The following is an 18,623-nucleotide window of genomic DNA, read 5'->3' as shown; positions in this document are numbered from 1 at the left end:
GGCCATAGACAGGGTGACTGGAAATTTCACTTTCAGGAAACACGCCCGAAAGTCATGATAGTAATATCGTCATTCTGGGGGCGACCATTCGCATGCCGGCGGACATCAGCCAGCAGTGCCTGCCCCAGTTCAGCAGCATTCTTTTCACGATTGGCCTTTATGAACTCCCGCATCCGGTCCAGGGTGTATAATTCCCCTTCCGGATTCATCGCTTCATCTACGCCGTCAGTAAACAGGACCACAATCTCGCCTGGTGCCAGATCCCGTTCGACCACTTCAAACGGAAAGCCTTCCATCACACCAATCGGGACGCCGATACTGTCTTCCGGAAACTCATCAATCGAACCATCCGGCTTCAGAATCATGGGGGACATATGCCCTGCGTTGACCAGCGAAATGTGATGCGTCTGGGGATCTAGAATTGCGAGTACGTAGGTCACAAAACGTCCCTCGACAGCACTGTCGCACATGTGGTCGTTAATTGCTTCCACCGCAGGTCCGACTTCATGCAGAAAGCGCATTGTGTGCTGCACGCAGCTCGACATACGAGCCATGATCATTGCCCCGGGGACCCCTTTACCAGCGACATCACCGAAGGAGAGCCCGATCTTCCCATCCGGAAGCTCGAAGATGTCATAATAGTCACCACCTACGGCCTGTGCGGAATGATAGGACGCGAAGAACTCATACCCGTCCACTTCCGGCACCGAACTGGGCAACAACCCCTGCTGTACCCCGCGAGCGATGTTCATCTCGTTGTCCTGCTTCTGTTTCTCCAGATAGGAGTTCATCAGCCGGGCACCTTCATAAGATAATGCTGCCTGACCAGCAACTGACATCAGCAGGTCCAGATCTTCTTCCTGAAACTGCTGCAGCGGATTCTGCGTATCAATGTTGATAATCCCGATCGGCTCTTCCGACAGCCCCAGCATGGGTACACACATCATGGAGCGAATCGACAGATTCGAAATAGACTCACTGGCGTCAAACTGGGAATCGCTGGCTGCATCGGCCGACAGGATACCTGTTTTCTCCTCAAGTACTTTATTTACAATCGTCCGACTCAGCTTGACAGTTGCATCTTCGCCTTCGCGGCGATGCTTGAACGCACGGGGAACCATCTCTCCTGACTCTTCATCCTTGAGCAGGATACAGCCCCGGTCGGCAGCTGGGAAAATATGAAACAGGGTGGTCAGGATCTGCGGCAGCAGTTTTTCCAGATCCACAGTTCCTGCCAGGCTGCGGCTGATCTCAATGACCGCCTTCAGCTTGGCCTCGGGACGCACATCGAGCCCCCCGAATCCGCCGACTCCGGATACCGCCCCCATAATGGTGGCACCGGCGCCACCATCTTCATCAGTGGCAAAACCGATATCAAAGCCGCTGTCGACCTGCATCATGGCCGAGGACTTTTTCGCGCCCGCTTTGTTATCTGATTCGAAGCGGAATAGAATCGGACCGACTTTCAGACGATCCTCGTGTGCCAGCAGGGTCCTTCCGTCAATCTTTTTACCGTTAACGAAAGTCCCGTTTCCACTGCCCAGGTCTTCAACGAAAAACTGATCGCCATCACCGACAACCTGAGCATGTCGGCGGGAAACCATATTGGAATCAAGCTGGATCTGGCAGTCAGGATGCCTGCCAATCACCATCTCATCACCCGAAAGGGAATAAGAGACCGCCTGGCCCGCCTGTAGCATGACTAGAGTCGCCATAAATGAAGCCCTTGTGATGACACGATAAATGATATGATAAAAAAGGGATATGATCCTTATTTTAAAATGATCCAGCCCTCGATGCAATCACCGTCTGATTCCCTACTGGCCGATTAACGACCAAAAATGGTCTCGACGTTACCTCTCAGAACCAGTTTTCCGAGTTCGATGGCCCGCTCTTCTGACCAGCCGCGGCCGATCACAAAATCACTGGCCAGTACATTCGCGAGAACGCGGCGATACATGCGGAATTTGGGAAGTGCGAATTCCAGCTTGTACATATCGCTGTAATAGCCAATCTGCTTGGTTTTGGGAACGGCTTCCAGTCGGCTCTTACAGTCAAACGTAATGAACGCCGGTGTGTTTGAATACCACCAGTGTCCGTTGATGACTACGTTCGGGAAAATCCAGCTGTAACTGACCAGTTCCTGGTTGCTGGTACTGGTCAGCACCGATACCGGGAATGTCACATTGGGGAAGGCATTGAACAGTTCTTTGTACTGAATCAGTGAAGTCCGTTTGTCGTACAGATCCTGTCCCTGGTAAACGCCGGCTTCATAAACCCGGCGATTGACGCCGATCATCAGATCGAAAGGCAGGCTGTGGACGGCACAATATTCAGCAAGCGTCCAGAAAACATACTGGCTGACCAGCTTCGATTCATCACAGCTCAGTTCATTACCTGCATACAGCGAGCGAACGACGGCATCCGCTTCTTCGGGCATGACTGCTGTCGGAGAGAAATCGGGAGGCAGTGAGATCGCACAGGCACGGGCGCCCCGGGATGTGAAATGTTCAAACAGTTTGGCGATCGCATCGCGGAGTGTGTGGGCGCAACCGATATCCAGGTTTGTGGCTTTTGCCAGGCGTTCGCGTGTTTCGCTTTTACCTAAGTGAAACACCAGATCATCTGTCCGCAGACAGGGGATATACAGATTCGTATCGAAACCCTCTAACGGATCGTCGAAATCGTTCGTCAGGAAGACCTGCTCAAGACCACTTTGCTTGAGAACCTGCTGTTCCCAGTCTGGCTGTGCCATCTTCTCAGCAGCAGTGTCGTATAGTTTTTCCCAGTTGTCTTCAGTGATCGCTTCTTCTTCAAAACCGAAGAATTCACTGCAGATGTCCATTAACCAGCTGAGCTGAATGGTATTGTCCAGATCCACCAGTTGCTTGACCAGTCGACCGACTTTTTCTTTCGGATCCAGTCCCGGCTCTTCAATCTGCTCCTTGGGAAGTCCGGCAGAGTGGGCCAGTTCGGTGTAATAGTGATATCCCATGATATCGGCCAGCGTGGTTGAGGCGGCTGCATGGGGATTAATATGGGTATGAGGGTCGATCAGAACGAGACTCTCTAATTCGGCGAAAATACGCTTGCTCAGTTGATCAGGCATGATGTAATAGTTCCTGCTGTTTCTAAAGATAATTCTAACCAGCTTGCGAATATACTCAGTCCGCTGAGACAGTGCAATCAGGCGGTGATTTCCGCCCCGATCTATCAACCAAATTGCATAAAAAAGGCGGTCCCACGATGAGTATCGCGGAACCGCCTGGAAAAAGCAGTGAATTCAGTCAGGCTGAGTATTATTTGCCGGCACTGGCCTGCTGTTCCTGAGGAACGGGAGGCGGATTAAAGCTGTGGAGCAGTTTACCCGTTTTAGCATCCCAGACCCGTAGTACGCCATCTTCACCACCGGCAATCGCAACCGTTTCATCCCGGCTGGATGCGACGCTGTAAACGTAATCGGTGGATCCACTGAGGTTACGGAAATTTTTGCCATTCGATGAGGTGTGCATTCGCACGGTCTTATCTCCGCCACCGCTGATGATGTTGTCACCCAGTCCCATAAATGCGATTGAGGTGACCTGCTTGGAATAACCTGAAATCGTACGCTTCTGTTCGCCGGTCTCGATATTCCAGACTTTGATCACGTTATCTGCACCCGCACTCACGATTGTGGATTCATCCGCTTTCCAGGCCACGTCCAGCACATGGTGGGTATGACCTTCGAATGATTTCACGAATTTCCCGGATGCGACATCAAAGATTTTGACAAACTTATCAGCAGCCCCAGTAAGTATCTGCTTTCCAGAACGGGAGAAGCGGATTCCCAAAACAGTATCACTATGAGCATCTCCCAGTTTTTTCACCACATTGCCGGAGGCGACATCAAACAGGATGACCTCACCACTTCGTGACGGATCTCCCCCACCGACGGCCAGCAGTTTGCCATCCGGGCTGAAATCCAGACAGAGTGCGCGATTGGAAATGGGGGAAGCGCCTACTTTGCTGGGATCTTTGGGATCGGCTCCCAGCTGAGCAATCAGAGACCAGACAGGTTGAATGCTCTGGATCAGAATGCTCTTATCAGCACTCCCGGAAGCGACAGTGGTCCGTGTTGTGTAAGCAACAGCAGAAATCGCTCCAGTGTGACCAGCGAGAGTATCCAGCTCTTTACCTGACTCGACACTCCACAGTCGAACCTGCTGGCTGTCATCGCCGGTGACGACCTGCTTCCCATCTTCAGAGAATGCGACAGACTTGATCGGCGTCAGCACAGCAGCCTGTTTTTTCGCTTCTTCGAGGGCAGCATCGACTTTCTTGGCTGTTTCATCCAGGGCGGTCTTTTCATTAGTCCGTTCCGTAAGCTGACCTTTAATTTTGGTCAGAGTGCTTTCAGCTACTTTGACCGAGCGTTCTGCAGAGGTAATCTTCTTTTCTGCTGCAGTAACTGCTTCAGCCTCTTTCTTGGCTGCAGCATCGGCATCAGCAACTTTTTTATCGGCTGCTTTGGTATCCGGCTTGGACTCAGCCAGTTTCTTCGCAGCAGCAACCGCGGCATCTGCTTTTGGCACAGCCTGTTTGGCTGTCTGGATTGCCTGTGTCACGGTCTTTTCATCGTTGGTCTTTTTCTGCTGAGCAGCTGTCAGCTTTTTCTGAACTGCGTCGAAGTCTGCCTGAGCTTTTGCGACGGCGTCCTTCTTTTTCTGCTCGCCTTCTTTATCCGCTGGATCGGGTTTAATCGCATTAGCGGCATCCAGGGCCTTCTTGGCAGCATCGACTTCTTTCTGAACAGCGGCAATCGCCTGCTGATTCTGCTCATTAGTCGTTTTCAATTTGGCTTCTGCATCAGCAACTGCTTTATCCGCAGCAACCTTCTGAGCGGCCGCAGCTTTGACAGCGTCTTCACCTTTCTTCTTATGATCAGCAATCAGCTTGGCCAGTTCATCCTGAGCCGCTTTCAATTTCTGGGCAGCTTCATCGGATTTCTTTTTGGCTTCCGGAAGTGCTTTTTTCGCAGCATCCAGTTCTTCATTCCGTTTTTTCAACTCTGCTTCACGGTCCTTAACATTCTTGTCAGCTGCCTTGACGGCGGCATCTGCCAGGGCCACTTGCTGTTTGGTAACGGTCTGTGTTTCGGTTGCCAGTACCAGTTGACGTTCCTTACTCAAGTCTCCACGGAACTCTTTCAGCATTTTGCCATCACTCAACTGCCAGATTTTACCGGTACCGTTGACTGAGACAGAAACAAGGTTTTTCCCATCTGGACTGATATCAACATCAGTTACAGGAGCACCATGGCTGATAGAACGAATCTGCTTCTTACCAGCCAGATCCCAGACACGCACCGTACCGTCTTCGCTACCAGAAACGAGTTGTGTACCAGCGGGCAGGACCAGTTTCACTGAGGAGACAGGTTTTGCATGCCCTTTGAGTTCAAACAGGGGAGCCGGTGTTTCCGGAGCCTTCTCCCCTTCTTTGGGAGCAGGAATCGTCATAGGCCAGACGTAAATGCTGTTATTGGCACTACCGGCAATCACCTGTGAACCGTCTTTACTGACGGTCAGGGCGCTGATTACCGCAGGTGTTTTCATGGTTGAGATCTGTTTTCCATCGGCTGCATTCCAGACCCGCAGGCTCTGATCAGCCGAAGAGGTCACAACTTTAGAACGATCAGGAGTGAAAGCCAGTCCCTGAACGGCTCCTGTGTGCCCTTTGAGATCGACCAGCTTCGTTCCTTCAGGCAGTTTCCAGAGTGAAACTGTATTGTCAGCGGTTGCAACTGCCAGAACGCTGCGGTCCGCATTGAGAGCAATCCCGGTCACAGCAGCAGGCAGATCTACTTTTTTGACCACATTCCCCAGTGATTTTTTCCAGAGCTTGACAACGCGATACCCACCTGAGGCGAGCAGGCTGCCATCGTTGTTAAATGCCAGTGAATGAACAAAGTCACGATGAGCGGCTCCCTGCGGATAGAAGGGTTTACCGTCTTTCTGCAGTTTCAACAGTGCCGGATCATTCAGGACGCCGACTTCACTGCCAGCAGCCAGATCGTAAATGGCAATTCGGTTTGCCCGACCTACGGCTGCATAACGGGCCCAGGGTGAGAGTGCGGTACTGTAAATTGAGTTCAATCCCGGGGGCAGTGACTGCCAGGCAACTCCGGCATCAGCCGACTTGCCGCTGGATTTAGCCCCTTCCAGAATCCACTGACGCAGAATCCAGACTTCTTTAGGAGTCAATGCCTTGGCACCAACTTTGTTTGGCAGCGGCGGCATGAAGCTCTCTTCGGTGCGGGAAGCAACCTGATAGAGATAGCTGTCGTCCGGCTTACCGGGAACGACGGAAGCACCACTGTCGCCCCCTTTGATCAGGTCTTCAACGTTTTCCAGAACGAGTGAGCCCTCTTTTTTGGCAACGTTATGACAGGCGATGCAGTTTGCATCCAGAATGGGAAAGACGTCCTTTTCAAAGCTGACGGGACGCCCTAAATCGACTTTTTCTGGTTTGATCGGCTTTTCTTCCGCCACTGCCACACTGGTGGCAACAAAGACTGCAGCCAACATCATACCTAAACTGGCAAACCGGTTCCGCATAACATGCCCCTCTGATATCACTGTTTCAACAGCTGTAAACAAACAACTGTCTCTATTGGAATCTCTATAAGTTTGAATTTCTTACTTGGTCACTTTCAGCTTAATGGGTGCGTCAACCAGAGCTTCTCCTGAGAAGTCAGCTTTAGCACGCACAACCATATTCGCCAGATCGCCTTCAGTGGCATCTGCAGCAGCCTTAATTGGAATGGTGACTTCCGTTTTATCGGCTGGTATCTGCACAGTCTCTGCGGTGACTCCGGCTACTCCCGGTGGAAGAGGCAGGGTCAGTTCGACCGGTCCTTTAAAATCGTTGATACGCTTGATCGTTGCTTTGACATCGATGGAAGCTCCTTTCTTAAGAGCTCCCCCACCCGGCACATTCAGGCTCAGTGTCACTGGTGCAGGCTGTACTCGAATCACAAGCGGTGTCGAAGGTGCGTAGACTTTAATCTTCTTAGGTGCGGCAGCTTTTTCGGCATCCGCCACCTTCTTATCAGCGGCTTTCTTCGCAGCATCAGCGGCTTTCACTTGTGCATCCGCGGTTTTGATTTCTTCATCAACCTTGGCCTGCTCTGTCTTTTTCTGTTCTGCTGTTTTGTCAGAGGCCTTGGCGATTTCATCCCGTTTTTTCTTCGCAGCAGCCAAAGCAGCTTGCGCGTCTTTCAGTTTCTTGTCTGCTTCGGCCTGCTCTTTTTTGGCTTCATCAACCTGAGCGGGATTCCGCCGATAAGAAACGTCGACTGTCGATTGCAGGTAGGTGGTATAAACCCCGGGTTTCGCATTTTCTTTGACGAATACCTGGAAGAGTTCGTCCTGCTTGCCTTTGGCGATCGTTTTGTTTTGCGTTGTGATGTTGCTGTTCTTAGGAACTCCATTCCATGCCAGGGCGACAGCTTCATCAAAACCGGTCCGCTTCAGAACTTTGACGGGTACCAGGATCTGACGTCCCTGATTTGCTTTGACTTCAGCAACATCGGCGACCACCTGATAGGGGGCGACTTCATCAATCACGGACAGCACCAGTGAGCGGGCAATGCGGGCCTCCGCACGAATATTGGTGGCAACGGGTCGCAGAACTGTAGCAGCTCTAGCAACACGTTCCAGCTTTTTGGAATCAGCGCCAGTTGCAGTCCCCACGATTTCAATCGGTCCAGACCAAGGCTTGGCAGATTCCTCTGCGGTAAGAATCATTTCCGCAGTATTATCTCCAGGACCAATCGTAGCAGCCTTGCAGGAGACTCCGGCAGGCAGTCCCTTCACAGAAAGTTCAATCGTCTCGTTGAACCCATCCTGCTTGAGCGCCATGATGTCGATCTTGAATGAATCCCCTTTGCGTAAGGTGATCCCGGCAGGAGAACCACCTGTATTTACTGCCTGGGGATACAGGGGCAACGCCGCCAGACGGAAGTCCGGCTTGGGTTCGCGAATGACTGCCCGATACACCATCCGGGGATGGCCGCGTGTCTCGAACTGCAGGTCCCGCAGAGTGACCCGGTACTCCCCATCTGCAGGTGCAGTAAACAGGTAATAAGGATCGTCCGTGCGTGTGTCGAACAGTTTGTCTCCCAGATCAGGAAAGACGCTGGTGGCTCCAACGTTCGCAATCCGCTTGAAAGTCTCTTTGCCGTCTTTATCTTTGATTACCTGGTCAACGACAATCACCGGATCCATGACGATTCCGTTTCGCTGACCGAAGACTTCAATCGAATATTTCTGCTTTGCTTTTCCCTGAAATCGGAAGGCGTCTGTGTCATTCTTAGCTTCGAACTGCCCCACAAATTCACCGGGAAGAGTCAGAGTTTCCTCTTTGGTCTGTTCATCCCGAATAATTTTGCCATCAGCAAAATAGATTGTCACGGGGTTAGAGCTTCCGGCAGGTGAATTCCAGACATACGAGAAACCATCGGCACTGACTTCATGTGGAAAGCCCTGTTCTCCCATATCGAGAGTAGTGGCTTTCGCGGGCAGCGCGACTGATACCTGCACTTCCTGAAGTGGTTCATCATCAATACTCCAGTCCGAGAGTTTTCCGCCTGGCAGGTTATAACCATACAAAGTGAACTGCTCTGTGGCTCCCGGCGTACCTGAAGGAGGCATAATGAATTCGATGTGCGGTTTTTTATGAACTCCCAGACGATAAATATACTGGGTTCCACCTGAGTAAGTCAGGTCATGCACTTTCACCAGATAAGTTCCATCCTGAGGCAGAGTCAGGTTGATATAGGGGTCGTGACGAAACGTATCACGTTCGCTGACCAGACGCCGCTGATCGGGCCCATAGACTTCCACAAGCGCCACCATTGGAGAATCAATGCGTGCTGCTCGACAGTTGACGGAAACCTTCTCTCCCTTTTTACCGGGAAAAGAGAAGTAATCGACATCGGTTGCACTTTGCAGAGTCGCGTTGATGACCGAATCCATGGCCATCGCCGTTGGTTGTGCCGGTGTATTATTGGGTTCGGCTTCTGCTTTTTCGGGAAGATCCCCTACGACGAATGACCGTGGGTTACTGATACCAAACAGTCCGTGTGCCCGCACATCATAGACGCCCGCAGGTACATCTTTGCCAATCGTCACCAGGAAGGTATTAGCAACGGGAACCTTCTTCCCATTACTGTCCTGAGTTTTAGCAACGGCGTTGATACCGGGATGACTGAACCAAAGGCTGTCCAGTTCGTCCAGATCCTTACCATCGGTCACCCGCACTTCAACGGTCTGGCCTTTCTGCCCTCCCGATGGAAAGAGTGCATAGATAGTTGTCTGGGGTAACTGTGCCTCTGCGGCGGGTGGATTGATTAAGGAAAACGTTCCAATCCCTGCAGCAAGAAAACAAACGAGCTTCGCAACTAAACGACGTCCGTCAAAAAATCGCGTATGCGTCATGATACTGCTACCAATTTTCTGGATGGAAGTTTCGGGAGGATATCAGGAGGGTACCCATACCAGCGGGAGTGGATTCCGTTAGTCTGGGATTACTGAAGTTTATTCTAAAAAAGCTGACAGCCCCTGTCTAAACCTAAAATGGCTGCCAGCTTAAATTTCAGAGAGATTTATCAGAATTCCAATTTAGTGGTTAAACAGAAATTCTTTAGTGTTGATCAGCGCCCAGATAATATCTTCGTAGGCGATCTGTGGTTTCTCTTTATGCCGTGCGATGTAGGACAGAGCAAATTTCATTTCTTCATCCTTGGGAGCACGGGCATAAACCCAGCGATACAATTCATTGACCTTTTCTTCATCGGTACGTTTCGTATCCTTGGCGAGCATGGCAGCCCGACCGGAAGCACCGGTGATTTTGTCCTGGACTTCCTTACTATTCAGCAGGTGCAGACTCTGAGCCAGGTTGGCACTTTGAGAACGTTCGCACTCGCAGGCAGTATCTGCCTGTGGCTGACCAAATACCTTAAGGAAGTAAGGAGCAGATGTCGCATCGGTAATCTGAATCGCCTTAGTTTCAGCGGGCAGACCAGAGAATCGCTGCGAAGAGTTCGTTACCTGATGGAAGACGTCATACAGCACTTCTGCTGTGAGTCGCTTAGGATAATAGCGGGAGAAGTTCTGCTTGTCTTTCAGGTTATACTCGTTGGGCAGAGAACTGAGCTGGTAAGCATTGGAACGACAAATCTGACGTACCAGTTCTTTCAGGTCAAAACCACTCTCAACAAAGTGTTTGGCCAGACCGTCCAGCAGTTCGGGGTTTGCAGGTGGGTTTGTGGCCCGCATGTCATCTTCAGGCTCCACAATGCCGCGACCGAAGAAATGTTTCCAGTAGCGGTTAACCAGTGCTTTCGCGAAGAACGGATTATCCGTCCGTGAAAGCCATTGTACCAGAGCGACACGGGGATCACGTTCCGGACTGATTTCCATGGGCCGCATTCCCAGCGCGGTTGGCTTCAGGCTTTCACCAGAACGGATATTCTTGGCGGTCGCAACCCCTTCTTTGTGGTAAACGCGTTTGTCGCGGAATCCACGGGTGCCGATTGAACCGATGGTCGGATCTTTGCTTCCCACCCGACTGAAGAAGGCGGCCAGACCATAGTAGTCATCCTGGCTCCATTTTTCGAAGGGATGGTGATGACAACGGGCACATTGAATTCGCAGCCCCAGGAATAACTGGGCGGTGTCTTCAACCTGTTCTTCAACTGTGTTTACTTCACGATACCAGACGACAGCCGGATTCTGACGGAACTCACCAGAAGCGGAGAGAATGTCACCGACGAATTCGTTGTACGGCTTGTTTTCGTAAAGGCTGTCCCAGATCCACTGATAGAAGGCGTTCGTACCAGCAATATCAACGGGCTGCAGTTTTTTATTCCGCAGAACCATATTCCACTTGTTGGCAAAGTAATCCGCATAGGCAGGGCTGTCGATCAATTTATCGATCAGCTTATCCCGCTTGGCAGGATCTTTGTCGGCCAGGAAGCTCTTGACTTCTTCTTCACTCGGAGTGCCACCTGTGATATCGATATACACGCGACGCATGAAGGTCGCATCATCGGCAACTGGTGAAGGTGGAATACCCAGTTCTTTCAGTTTACCAAATACGGCTTCGTCGATCAGATTCTTCTTTTCTGGAAGATTTGCCACCTCGATACCCAAGGGAATCGTAGCACGGAAGGTAGAGACCTGACCCTGGTAGCGCGCCATGATGGCAACCTCACCAGAGAGCTTCAATGTTTTGACCAGACCGGTTTTGTTGACTTCGGCCATTTCTGTATCGTTGGCTTCAAACAGAGCCATCCGGGTCACGTCTTCTGTAGAACCATCTGAGTAAGTCGCGATGACGGAAATCTGCTGTTCTTCTTCCTGTCCCATGGTGCGGGTAGGAGGATAGCATTTGATTGAAGCAACGCTCCGGTCACTTTCATTCCCGTAAGGCATTCCCTGCTCAATCCAACGGTAGAGCAGTCGATATTCGTAAGAATCCTGCTTGATCAGCTTTCCGCCACCATGAGGAGTCACACCAGTCCCCTTCATCAATAGCAGGCTTTCTGCTGGAGATGTTGGAAACAGACGACGGCCACGGCCTTCTTTAACGAGGAACTCATAATCATCTTCAGGATAAAAACCGAGCAATGACAGTTTGAAACCATTTTGACCACTGGCCTTACCATGGCAGCCACCACTGTTACAGGTCAATTTGGTAAAGATGGGCACAACCTGGTTTTTGAAGTTGATGGCGTCTGGAGTCGCGATGCCGCTGATGGCAACAGGAATCGAAGCGGTCTTGCCATCTTTCGATGTCGCAATCAGACTGGTCTCTCCATCTTTCAGCGGAGTGAGATACCCGTCACTGGAAATCGTTGCCATTTCCGGGTTGGCAATTTTGAAGGTGACGTCACGAGTCACATCCAGCAGTTTGCCAGTCGGCAGCACGCCGGTCACGATGACCTGCTGACGTGAGTCCGGCCCCCGCAGTTGCAGTTTTTCAAAACCACCTGCATGCGGACCGATCTGGAGTTCCTTGAAATCCACTTTTGCTTTTTCTGCGGTGGCAGCGCGAACTTCTGTAATACCTGCTCCACTGGCAAGCAACAGGGCCAGCACGCCGCTGAGCATAAGGATCTGAGGGGTCCGAGAGCCTTGAATTCGGAAGTCCATACGTCAAACTCCTGTGTGACTGAGTTGTTCTTTGATGAGGTCTGTCGGCAATCCAGTTTGCGAGATCTCAGGCAGACGCTACTCTCAATTACGATTGATTATGGCAAACGCTTTGGTTGGTTTTGGTCAGGTAAGCTTTTGTAGGTAAGTTCACCAGACAGTCCTCACCGTCTGGCTAATCGTTGTGGGCAGGAGCACTCTAATTTCTTAACAGAGTTTTCCTAATACTTCAATGTATCAAAGTTGATTGAATTGTCAACATTTTAAAACCGCTTCTCATATATTTACGAACATATGAACACACTCAAATCTGAAACAAGTCAAACTGAACCCTGACACAACTGGAAGCGTCATGACTGGTATAACCAGTTGAAATCTCCCGGATGGCAGATCCAGACCAAAGTCTCCCCTCTTTAAAACAGGGGCGAAACTCCCGTTTTCAGTTTGAATCAAAGCGTTCTGACAAAAAGCGGATTTCTATGATTGCCAGTCAAACACACTTCTATAGAATAAAGCTAGCATAAGATTTTACTGTCGGACCTTTCCGCAGGAGAATTTTTTAAGATTCCATATTTTTTCAATTACCGGCGGCATTGAAGCACTCCCATGTCTGATTCTCCTAAACAAGATTCCCCGCTTCCCAAAATCCAGCATGTCTTCAAACAGTTGCAGGCAGGCAAACCGGTCATTGTGACGGACTCCAGCGAGCGGGAAAACGAAGGAGATTTCATAGTCGCCGCTGAGGCAATTACCCCTCAAATCGTGCAGTTCCTGCTGCGATACGGGAGTGGTGAGCTTTGCGTTTCGCTGCCCGAAGAGGTTGCAAACCGTCTACAGTTAAACCCGATTGTCGGCCCTGAAGAAAATACTGCCCCCAACCAGACCCAGTTTCTGATTCCCATCGACCACAAGGACAGTGGCACCGGAGTCAGTGCCGAGTGCCGTGCCATTACGATCAAGGCACTCAGCGATGAGAACGCTCAGGCCAGCGATTTCGTTCGCCCGGGGCACATTCACCCCCTGCTTGCCAAACAGGGCGGAATTTTACGTCGAGCCGGTCACACTGAAGCTACCGGCGATCTCTTACAGATGGCAGGCATGAAACCGGTTGGTGTGCTGATTGAAATATTGAGCCAAAAGGGGTTCGGTATGGCGGATGCCGAGGAACTCAAAGAGATTTCTGAAGAGTTTGATATCCCCATCATTTCCACCGCCGAGGTGATCCGACATCGCTACATCAGCGAAAAGCTGGTCCACCGCGAAGTCGAAGTCCCCATAAACACTAAGAATTACGGCACCGTCCAGGTTATTGGATACTCGGTCGAACACGAAGGTCAGCAACCTGTGGCGCTGGTCTGGGGAGATCTCTCATCCGTGGAAGCCCCCCTGATCCGCATGCATTCTTCGTGCTTTACCGGGGACCTGCTGGATTCGCTTCGCTGCGACTGCGGCGACCAGTTGCACATGGCAATGGACGCAATCTGTCGCGAAAAAACCGGTGCTGTGGTCTATCTCCCGCAGGAGGGCCGTGGCATTGGATTAATCCCGAAACTGAAAGCCTACGTGCTGCAGGATGAGGGCTATGACACCGTTGAAGCCAATATCAAACTCGGCTTCAAAGCAGACAGCCGCGACTTCACGGTAGGTGTGCAGATCCTCAAAGATCTGGGACTGACCAAAGTCCGGCTGCTGACGAATAATCCCAAGAAGACCGATTCCGATGTCTACACCGGATTCAACCTGGAAGTGGTAGAACAGGTGCCGATTGTAGCGCCACCACACAAAGATCGTGAATTCTACCTGCAGACCAAACGGGATAAGATGGGACACATCCTTCCCGCCAGTCCAGCTGACTAGTTACCGGCCCCCTGGAATCGATCCGCTCTCAGAAAATCGATCGGGTGGCTGGTTTTGCCCTCAGTCACCAGGTCGGCCAGGATTTCGCCCATCACCGAGGCGAATTTAAAACCGTGCCCTGAGAAACCTGCTCCATACACCAGTCGCTGGTTCTGAGGATGCTGATCGATAATAAAGTGTCGGTCTGCAGAACGTGTATACATACAGACGGCGTGCCGCTCGGGTTCAGGACTCAGCCCTGACATCACTTCGTCCACAAAACGGCCTATCGAAGTGGAGTCCGACTCTAGAAGCTCTCGATTCACGTTGGTCGGATCAGTTACCAGGTCACCACCGGTATGCTCCGCCAGCTTAACCGTTTTCCCATCCAGTGAAGGGAACCCATAAAACTCACCAAAGGGCATCTGGCAGAGGAAACCGCATCCCCCCTGATCCAAATTGTAAACCGGGCTTTGAACCGGATTCCAAAACAGGACCTTGCGGGCGACTTCCAGTGGAAGCTGCAATTCCTTGAGGCATTCACCTGCCCAGGCTCCCGCAGTGACGATTACGCCTTCGGCCACCCAGTGCTGATTAGCGGTCTGAATTTCGATTTCCGTTTCAGTCACAAGTAACGATTCAATTGGCTCGTGCAATACGATCTGCGCACCATGGTTGAGTGCACAATCCATGTGAGCCTGCACACATTCTTCCACGTGCAGGAAACCAGCCTCGGGTTCAAATGTGACTTCGAAGCCCTCTGGAAGCTGAAAGCCGGGGAAGCGTCTCCGTGCCTCGGCCGTCTCCAGTGTTTCCACCTGGACGCCGTGTCTGTCTTCCGCGAGATGCACTCCCTTTATGACATCGCCTTCAGGAGGCCCGGCGACCATCAACCCACACAGATTCAACAGTGACTTTCCGGATTCCTGCTCCAGATCTTCCCACAGAGTATAAGCCCGCTGCAGCAGGGGGATGTAATCGGGATGCTCGAAATATGCTTTGCGAATAATACGCGTTTCACCGTGCGAGCTGCCCCGGTCATGGGCGATACCAAACTGCTCGACCCCGAGCACCCTCAAGCCCCGACGCGCTAAATGATACAGGGCACTGCTCCCCATGCCCCCTAAGCCCAGCACCAGATAGTCTACGTGAACGGGCATCGCGGAATCCGCCTTTTCTAATCTCAGTTCTGTGGTGAATGAGTTCTACAGCGCATCTCAACCCCTCTATTTGATTATGATCACTTGAGATGCCAATCGTCAATCGCGATTGGCAGGGAGCGTCCGCCAGACAGCTGTTCTCAATTTCCCGGCGCGCAAAAAATTACCGGGTGTTCTTCAAATGACAGTCAACCTACCCCACATACACACTGACCATCAGATTGGAACACCCGGTAATTAATGACAACACAGAAAACCATCAGGATTCGATCATTTCCTGCCCGCAAAGAGCTGCAGTCAACCGGAATAACTTGTCACTTCACGTTAACAACCCATCCTAGCCACTCCTGTCACTACAGTCCCCTGCTTCGTCGTACATCTCTTCCTCACCGCATCGCTACTGCTCGTCAGAGCTGCCTTTACTCCTCGGAACACAACCACCCTGGTAAAAATCCCCCCCTGGGCGACGCCATGTCAGCAGCGATCTGTTCATGGATTAACAAACCAGACGAGCTGCCTCGACGACAGACAGCGTCCCCAGGGTATTGGTCTCAGACAGGCCGTCGCTGTCCTGATGCTTTCCCAGGCTTTTGACGACCGGCTTGCTCTCAATCTCTATTTCCTCGTCAAGCAGTTCTGCCCGAACCACACGCATGTCGTCGGGTGCATCGATGCCGATTTTGATGGAACCTTTTCCCGTCCGAATCACTTTCACCAGGATGTCGTCACCAATTCGGATTCCTTCAGCCAACTTCCGTGTCAAAACCAGCATGATCATCACTCCTTACTTATTATTTAAACTGAATCTGGTTGTCATAGTTTGGTTTACCTGAGTCAAAGTCTACCTGTCCACAAGCGACTCATGTCTCATGCCATAAAGACAATTGCGATTCGCGTGCCAATCACAGAGATTCTTTTTCACATTTTCCGTAATACCCTTTCATATTGAGACTTAACACCTTTTCAATTCCTGCTGGCCACGAATGCGATGAGGACGAATTTCAAAAAAACTGTCCCCAATAGTACAATTTTCAATTCTCCAGAATCATTTTGGGGACACATTTTTCAATTTTTCCCTGTGCAGTAAACGATAAGTCAGCAGCATCGGTTGCATTCTCAGACCGGGCAAATATACTATTGGGTTCTTCAAATGGCCGAATCTATTCGTCTACGGTCGCTTTACGTCAATTGAAATCAGCTCGAGCTGAATAATTTCAGAACCCACTAGATAGACAAAGAGTGTACAAATGGGTCAAAAGTGTGATGCCTGTGGCAAAACTCCCGTAATCGGTAATCGCGTTCGCCAGCGTGGTAAATATAAGTACCTGGGCGGTAACGGTCGTCAGACAACCGGTGTCTCGAAGCGCGTATTCCGTCCGAACCTGCAGAAAATCCGGGTTCAGGTGGGTGGCAGCGTACAGACACAGCGGGTCTGCACTCAGTGCATCCGCTCTGGCAAAGTGACCAAAGCCGTCGCTCGTAAGCCATTCAGCCTGCCTAGCACCTAACAGGCCCTTCTGCTGAAAGCCACACACGATGAGCACGCAACTCACCCGTGAAGAAGTTGAAAAAGTGGCGAGCCTTTCCCGCCTGAAACTCTCCGAAACAGAGCTAGAGGCCTTGGGAACACAGATGGGGTCCGTCCTGAAATACATCGCCATGCTGGATGAGCTGGATACATCGTCTGTCGAGCCGATGGCGCATGCAATCGAGATCTCCAATGTCTTTCGGGAAGACGAGCTTCGCGAAAGCCTGCCCCGGGAACAGGCGCTGTCCAATGCTCCCCAGACCGATGGAAAATATTTCCTCGTACCCGCGATCCTGTAATCGGCCGGCGGCTTGAACATTGAGTACATCAAAGCAATCATCTCCAGGCCCGACTTGCTGACAAGTCGGGCCTTTCCAACTTACAGGGAGACCGAACATCCCATGTCAATCACGTCAGCCACTGCCAGCGATCTGCTGTCAAAAATGAACGCGGGAGAACTCACGAGCGAAGCGATCACCGCCGCCTGCCTGGAAGCGATTTCCCAGCGCGATGGTGACATCAATGCATTCCTTTCGATCCAGCAGGAAGCCGCTTTGAATGCAGCTCGTGAAGTGGACCGCAAACGCCAGGCAGGTGAACCGCTGGGTAAGCTGGCTGGGATCCCGGTCGCAGTTAAAGACAACATCTGCTCAAAGGGGAGCGCCACAACGTGTGCCAGTCGGATGCTGGAACAGTTTCAGCCTCCCTATGATGCTCACATCGTCGAGCAACTCAAAGCTGCTGACGCCATTCTGATTGGCAAAACCAACCTCGATGAATTCGCCATGGGTTCTTCGACCGAAAATTCCGCTTTTAAAACAACCGCCAACCCCTGGAATACAGCCCACGCTGCCGGGGGATCCAGCGGTGGTTCTGCTGCTGCAGTTGCTGCCGGGTTCAGTCCTCTATCGCTGGGCAGCGACACCGGTGGTTCAATTCGTCAACCAGCCAGCTTTTGTGGTGTTGTAGGATTGAAGCCAACATATGGCCGCGTCTCCCGTTATGGTCTGGTCGCATTCGCCAGCTCACTCGATCAGATCGGCCCCTTTTCACGAGACGTCACTGACGCCGCCCTGCTGCTGGAAGTCATTGCAGGAAAAGATCAGCGGGACACTACCAGCCTGGACTCCCCCGTCCCCGAGTATACGACAAACCTGGAACAGCCACTGGAAAACCTCAAAGTCGGCTACCTGGAAGATCAGCATGTCGAGGGCCTGAACGAAGAGGTTAAAGCAGCCACTCAGGCAGCCCTGGATGTTTACAAATCTCTGGGCGCGGAACTGATTCCGATTGAACTGCCACACGCGAAATACTGCGTTGCCACCTATTACATTATTGCCCCTTCAGAAGCCTCAAGTAACCTCGCCCGCTATGACGGGGTGCACTACGGGCGTCGCGCTGATCAGTTTGAAGACATGGTCGACATGTATGCCGCCAGTCGGGGAGAAGCATTTGGCGACGAAGTGAAACGCCGGATCATGCTGGGGACTTATGCCCTTTCATCAGGCTACTACGATGCCTATTACCTCAAGGCACTCAAAGTCAGACGCCTGATCCGCAATGACTTCGAACAGGCGTTCCAGAATGTTGACATTATTGCCACGCCGGTCACTCCCACTCCCGCCTTCAAGATTGGCGAACTGATCGATGACCCGCTGGCGATGTATCTGGCCGACATTTTCACCACCAGTGCCAACCTGTCAGGAGTTCCCGGCATTTCAATTCCCGCAGGCATGAGCCAGGATCAGCTACCGATTGGACTGCAACTGCTCGCACCGCCACTGGAAGAAGAACGCCTCCTGCGAGCTGCCCGTATGTTCGAACGGGAAACAGACTGGCACCAGCGACGACCAGCCTGATCCTCAACGAATCCTGGCAAACCAGACTATACGAATTTTGAATTTC

Annotated in this window: 11 protein-coding genes; 4 read left to right on the top strand and 7 right to left on the bottom strand. The window is 51.6% G+C overall.

Features of this window, described 5'->3' with window-relative positions; genetic code table 11:
* Nucleotides 1–32: 32 nt before the first annotated feature.
* The 5 genes from HG66A1_RS05610 to HG66A1_RS05590 form a co-directional block, all read right to left on the bottom strand.
* Nucleotides 33–1,715: a SpoIIE family protein phosphatase gene (locus HG66A1_RS05610; protein WP_145181235.1), complete on the bottom strand. Its 1,683-nt coding sequence runs from the start codon at nt 1,713–1,715 to the stop codon at nt 33–35.
* Between the two features lie 113 nt (nt 1,716–1,828).
* Complete coding sequence (locus HG66A1_RS05605; RefSeq protein WP_145181234.1) at nt 1,829–3,109, bottom strand: glucuronate isomerase; 1,281 nt, start codon at nt 3,107–3,109, stop codon at nt 1,829–1,831.
* Nucleotides 3,110–3,299: 190 nt separating this feature from the next.
* The gene (locus HG66A1_RS05600; RefSeq protein WP_145181233.1) at nt 3,300–6,593 is read right to left on the bottom strand and encodes a c-type cytochrome domain-containing protein; all 3,294 of its coding nucleotides are present in this window, start codon (nt 6,591–6,593) and stop codon (nt 3,300–3,302) included.
* A gap of 81 nt (nt 6,594–6,674) precedes the next feature.
* The gene (locus HG66A1_RS05595; protein WP_145181232.1) at nt 6,675–9,476 is read right to left on the bottom strand and encodes a hypothetical protein; all 2,802 of its coding nucleotides are present in this window, start codon (nt 9,474–9,476) and stop codon (nt 6,675–6,677) included.
* A 183-nt stretch (nt 9,477–9,659) separates the two neighbouring features.
* Nucleotides 9,660–12,194 (bottom strand): DUF1549 domain-containing protein, encoded by a 2,535-nt coding sequence (locus HG66A1_RS05590; protein ID WP_232106759.1) that lies wholly within the window; start codon nt 12,192–12,194, stop codon nt 9,660–9,662.
* A gap of 606 nt (nt 12,195–12,800) precedes the next feature.
* Here HG66A1_RS05590 and ribA point away from each other — a divergent pair.
* Nucleotides 12,801–14,051, top strand: a complete 1,251-nt coding sequence (gene ribA / locus HG66A1_RS05585) for a GTP cyclohydrolase II (RefSeq protein ID WP_197996993.1) — start codon at nt 12,801–12,803, stop codon at nt 14,049–14,051.
* On the opposite strand, the gene solA is transcribed toward ribA, so the two are convergent.
* Together solA and HG66A1_RS05575 are read right to left on the bottom strand one after the other, a co-directional pair.
* Nucleotides 14,048–15,190, bottom strand: a complete 1,143-nt coding sequence (gene solA / locus HG66A1_RS05580) for an N-methyl-L-tryptophan oxidase (protein WP_145181231.1) — start codon at nt 15,188–15,190, stop codon at nt 14,048–14,050. The genes ribA and solA overlap by 4 nt on opposite strands.
* A 496-nt stretch (nt 15,191–15,686) precedes the next feature.
* Entirely contained in the window at nt 15,687–15,962 is a 276-nt protein-coding gene (locus tag HG66A1_RS05575) for a carbon storage regulator (protein WP_145181230.1), read from the bottom strand.
* A gap of 475 nt (nt 15,963–16,437) precedes the next feature.
* On the opposite strand from HG66A1_RS05575, the gene rpmB reads away from it, so the two are divergent.
* The 3 genes from rpmB to gatA all read left to right on the top strand — a co-directional run bounded on the left by rpmB (nt 16,438) and on the right by gatA (nt 18,577).
* A complete protein-coding gene (rpmB, locus tag HG66A1_RS05570; RefSeq protein ID WP_145181229.1) occupies nt 16,438–16,698 on the top strand; it encodes a 50S ribosomal protein L28 in 261 nt (86 codons plus the stop codon).
* A 28-nt stretch (nt 16,699–16,726) separates the two neighbouring features.
* Nucleotides 16,727–17,017 carry an Asp-tRNA(Asn)/Glu-tRNA(Gln) amidotransferase subunit GatC gene (gene gatC / locus HG66A1_RS05565; protein ID WP_145037373.1) on the top strand — a complete coding sequence of 97 codons (291 nt, stop codon included), beginning with the start codon at nt 16,727–16,729 and terminating at the stop codon, nt 17,015–17,017.
* 102 nt (nt 17,018–17,119) lie between these two features.
* Nucleotides 17,120–18,577 (top strand): Asp-tRNA(Asn)/Glu-tRNA(Gln) amidotransferase subunit GatA, encoded by a 1,458-nt coding sequence (gatA, locus tag HG66A1_RS05560; RefSeq protein ID WP_145181228.1) that lies wholly within the window; start codon nt 17,120–17,122, stop codon nt 18,575–18,577.
* Nucleotides 18,578–18,623: the final 46 nt, after the last annotated feature.

Source organism: Gimesia chilikensis (assembly GCF_007744075.1).
Lineage (GTDB): Bacteria > Planctomycetota > Planctomycetia > Planctomycetales > Planctomycetaceae > Gimesia > Gimesia chilikensis_A.
The sequence above is the reverse complement of the archived record's forward strand: the minus strand, read 5'-3'. Positions and strand labels throughout refer to the sequence as shown.

What these genes read in the sequence shown, in the direction of transcription:
- rpmB (WP_145181229.1), top strand. Translation starts at nt 16,438, where the DNA reads ATGGGTCAAAAGTGTGATGCCTGTGGCAAAACTCCCGTAATCGGTAAT.
- HG66A1_RS05595 (WP_145181232.1), bottom strand. Translation starts at nt 9,476, where the DNA reads ATGACGCATACGCGATTTTTTGACGGACGTCGTTTAGTTGCGAAGCTC.
- ribA (WP_197996993.1), top strand. Translation starts at nt 12,801, where the DNA reads ATGTCTGATTCTCCTAAACAAGATTCCCCGCTTCCCAAAATCCAGCAT.
- gatC (WP_145037373.1), top strand. Translation starts at nt 16,727, where the DNA reads ATGAGCACGCAACTCACCCGTGAAGAAGTTGAAAAAGTGGCGAGCCTT.
- HG66A1_RS05605 (WP_145181234.1), bottom strand. Translation starts at nt 3,109, where the DNA reads ATGCCTGATCAACTGAGCAAGCGTATTTTCGCCGAATTAGAGAGTCTC.
- HG66A1_RS05610 (WP_145181235.1), bottom strand. Translation starts at nt 1,715, where the DNA reads ATGGCGACTCTAGTCATGCTACAGGCGGGCCAGGCGGTCTCTTATTCC.
- solA (WP_145181231.1), bottom strand. Translation starts at nt 15,190, where the DNA reads ATGCCCGTTCACGTAGACTATCTGGTGCTGGGCTTAGGGGGCATGGGG.
- HG66A1_RS05590 (WP_232106759.1), bottom strand. Translation starts at nt 12,194, where the DNA reads ATGGACTTCCGAATTCAAGGCTCTCGGACCCCTCAGATCCTTATGCTC.
- gatA (WP_145181228.1), top strand. Translation starts at nt 17,120, where the DNA reads ATGTCAATCACGTCAGCCACTGCCAGCGATCTGCTGTCAAAAATGAAC.
- HG66A1_RS05600 (WP_145181233.1), bottom strand. Translation starts at nt 6,593, where the DNA reads ATGCGGAACCGGTTTGCCAGTTTAGGTATGATGTTGGCTGCAGTCTTT.
- HG66A1_RS05575 (WP_145181230.1), bottom strand. Translation starts at nt 15,962, where the DNA reads ATGCTGGTTTTGACACGGAAGTTGGCTGAAGGAATCCGAATTGGTGAC.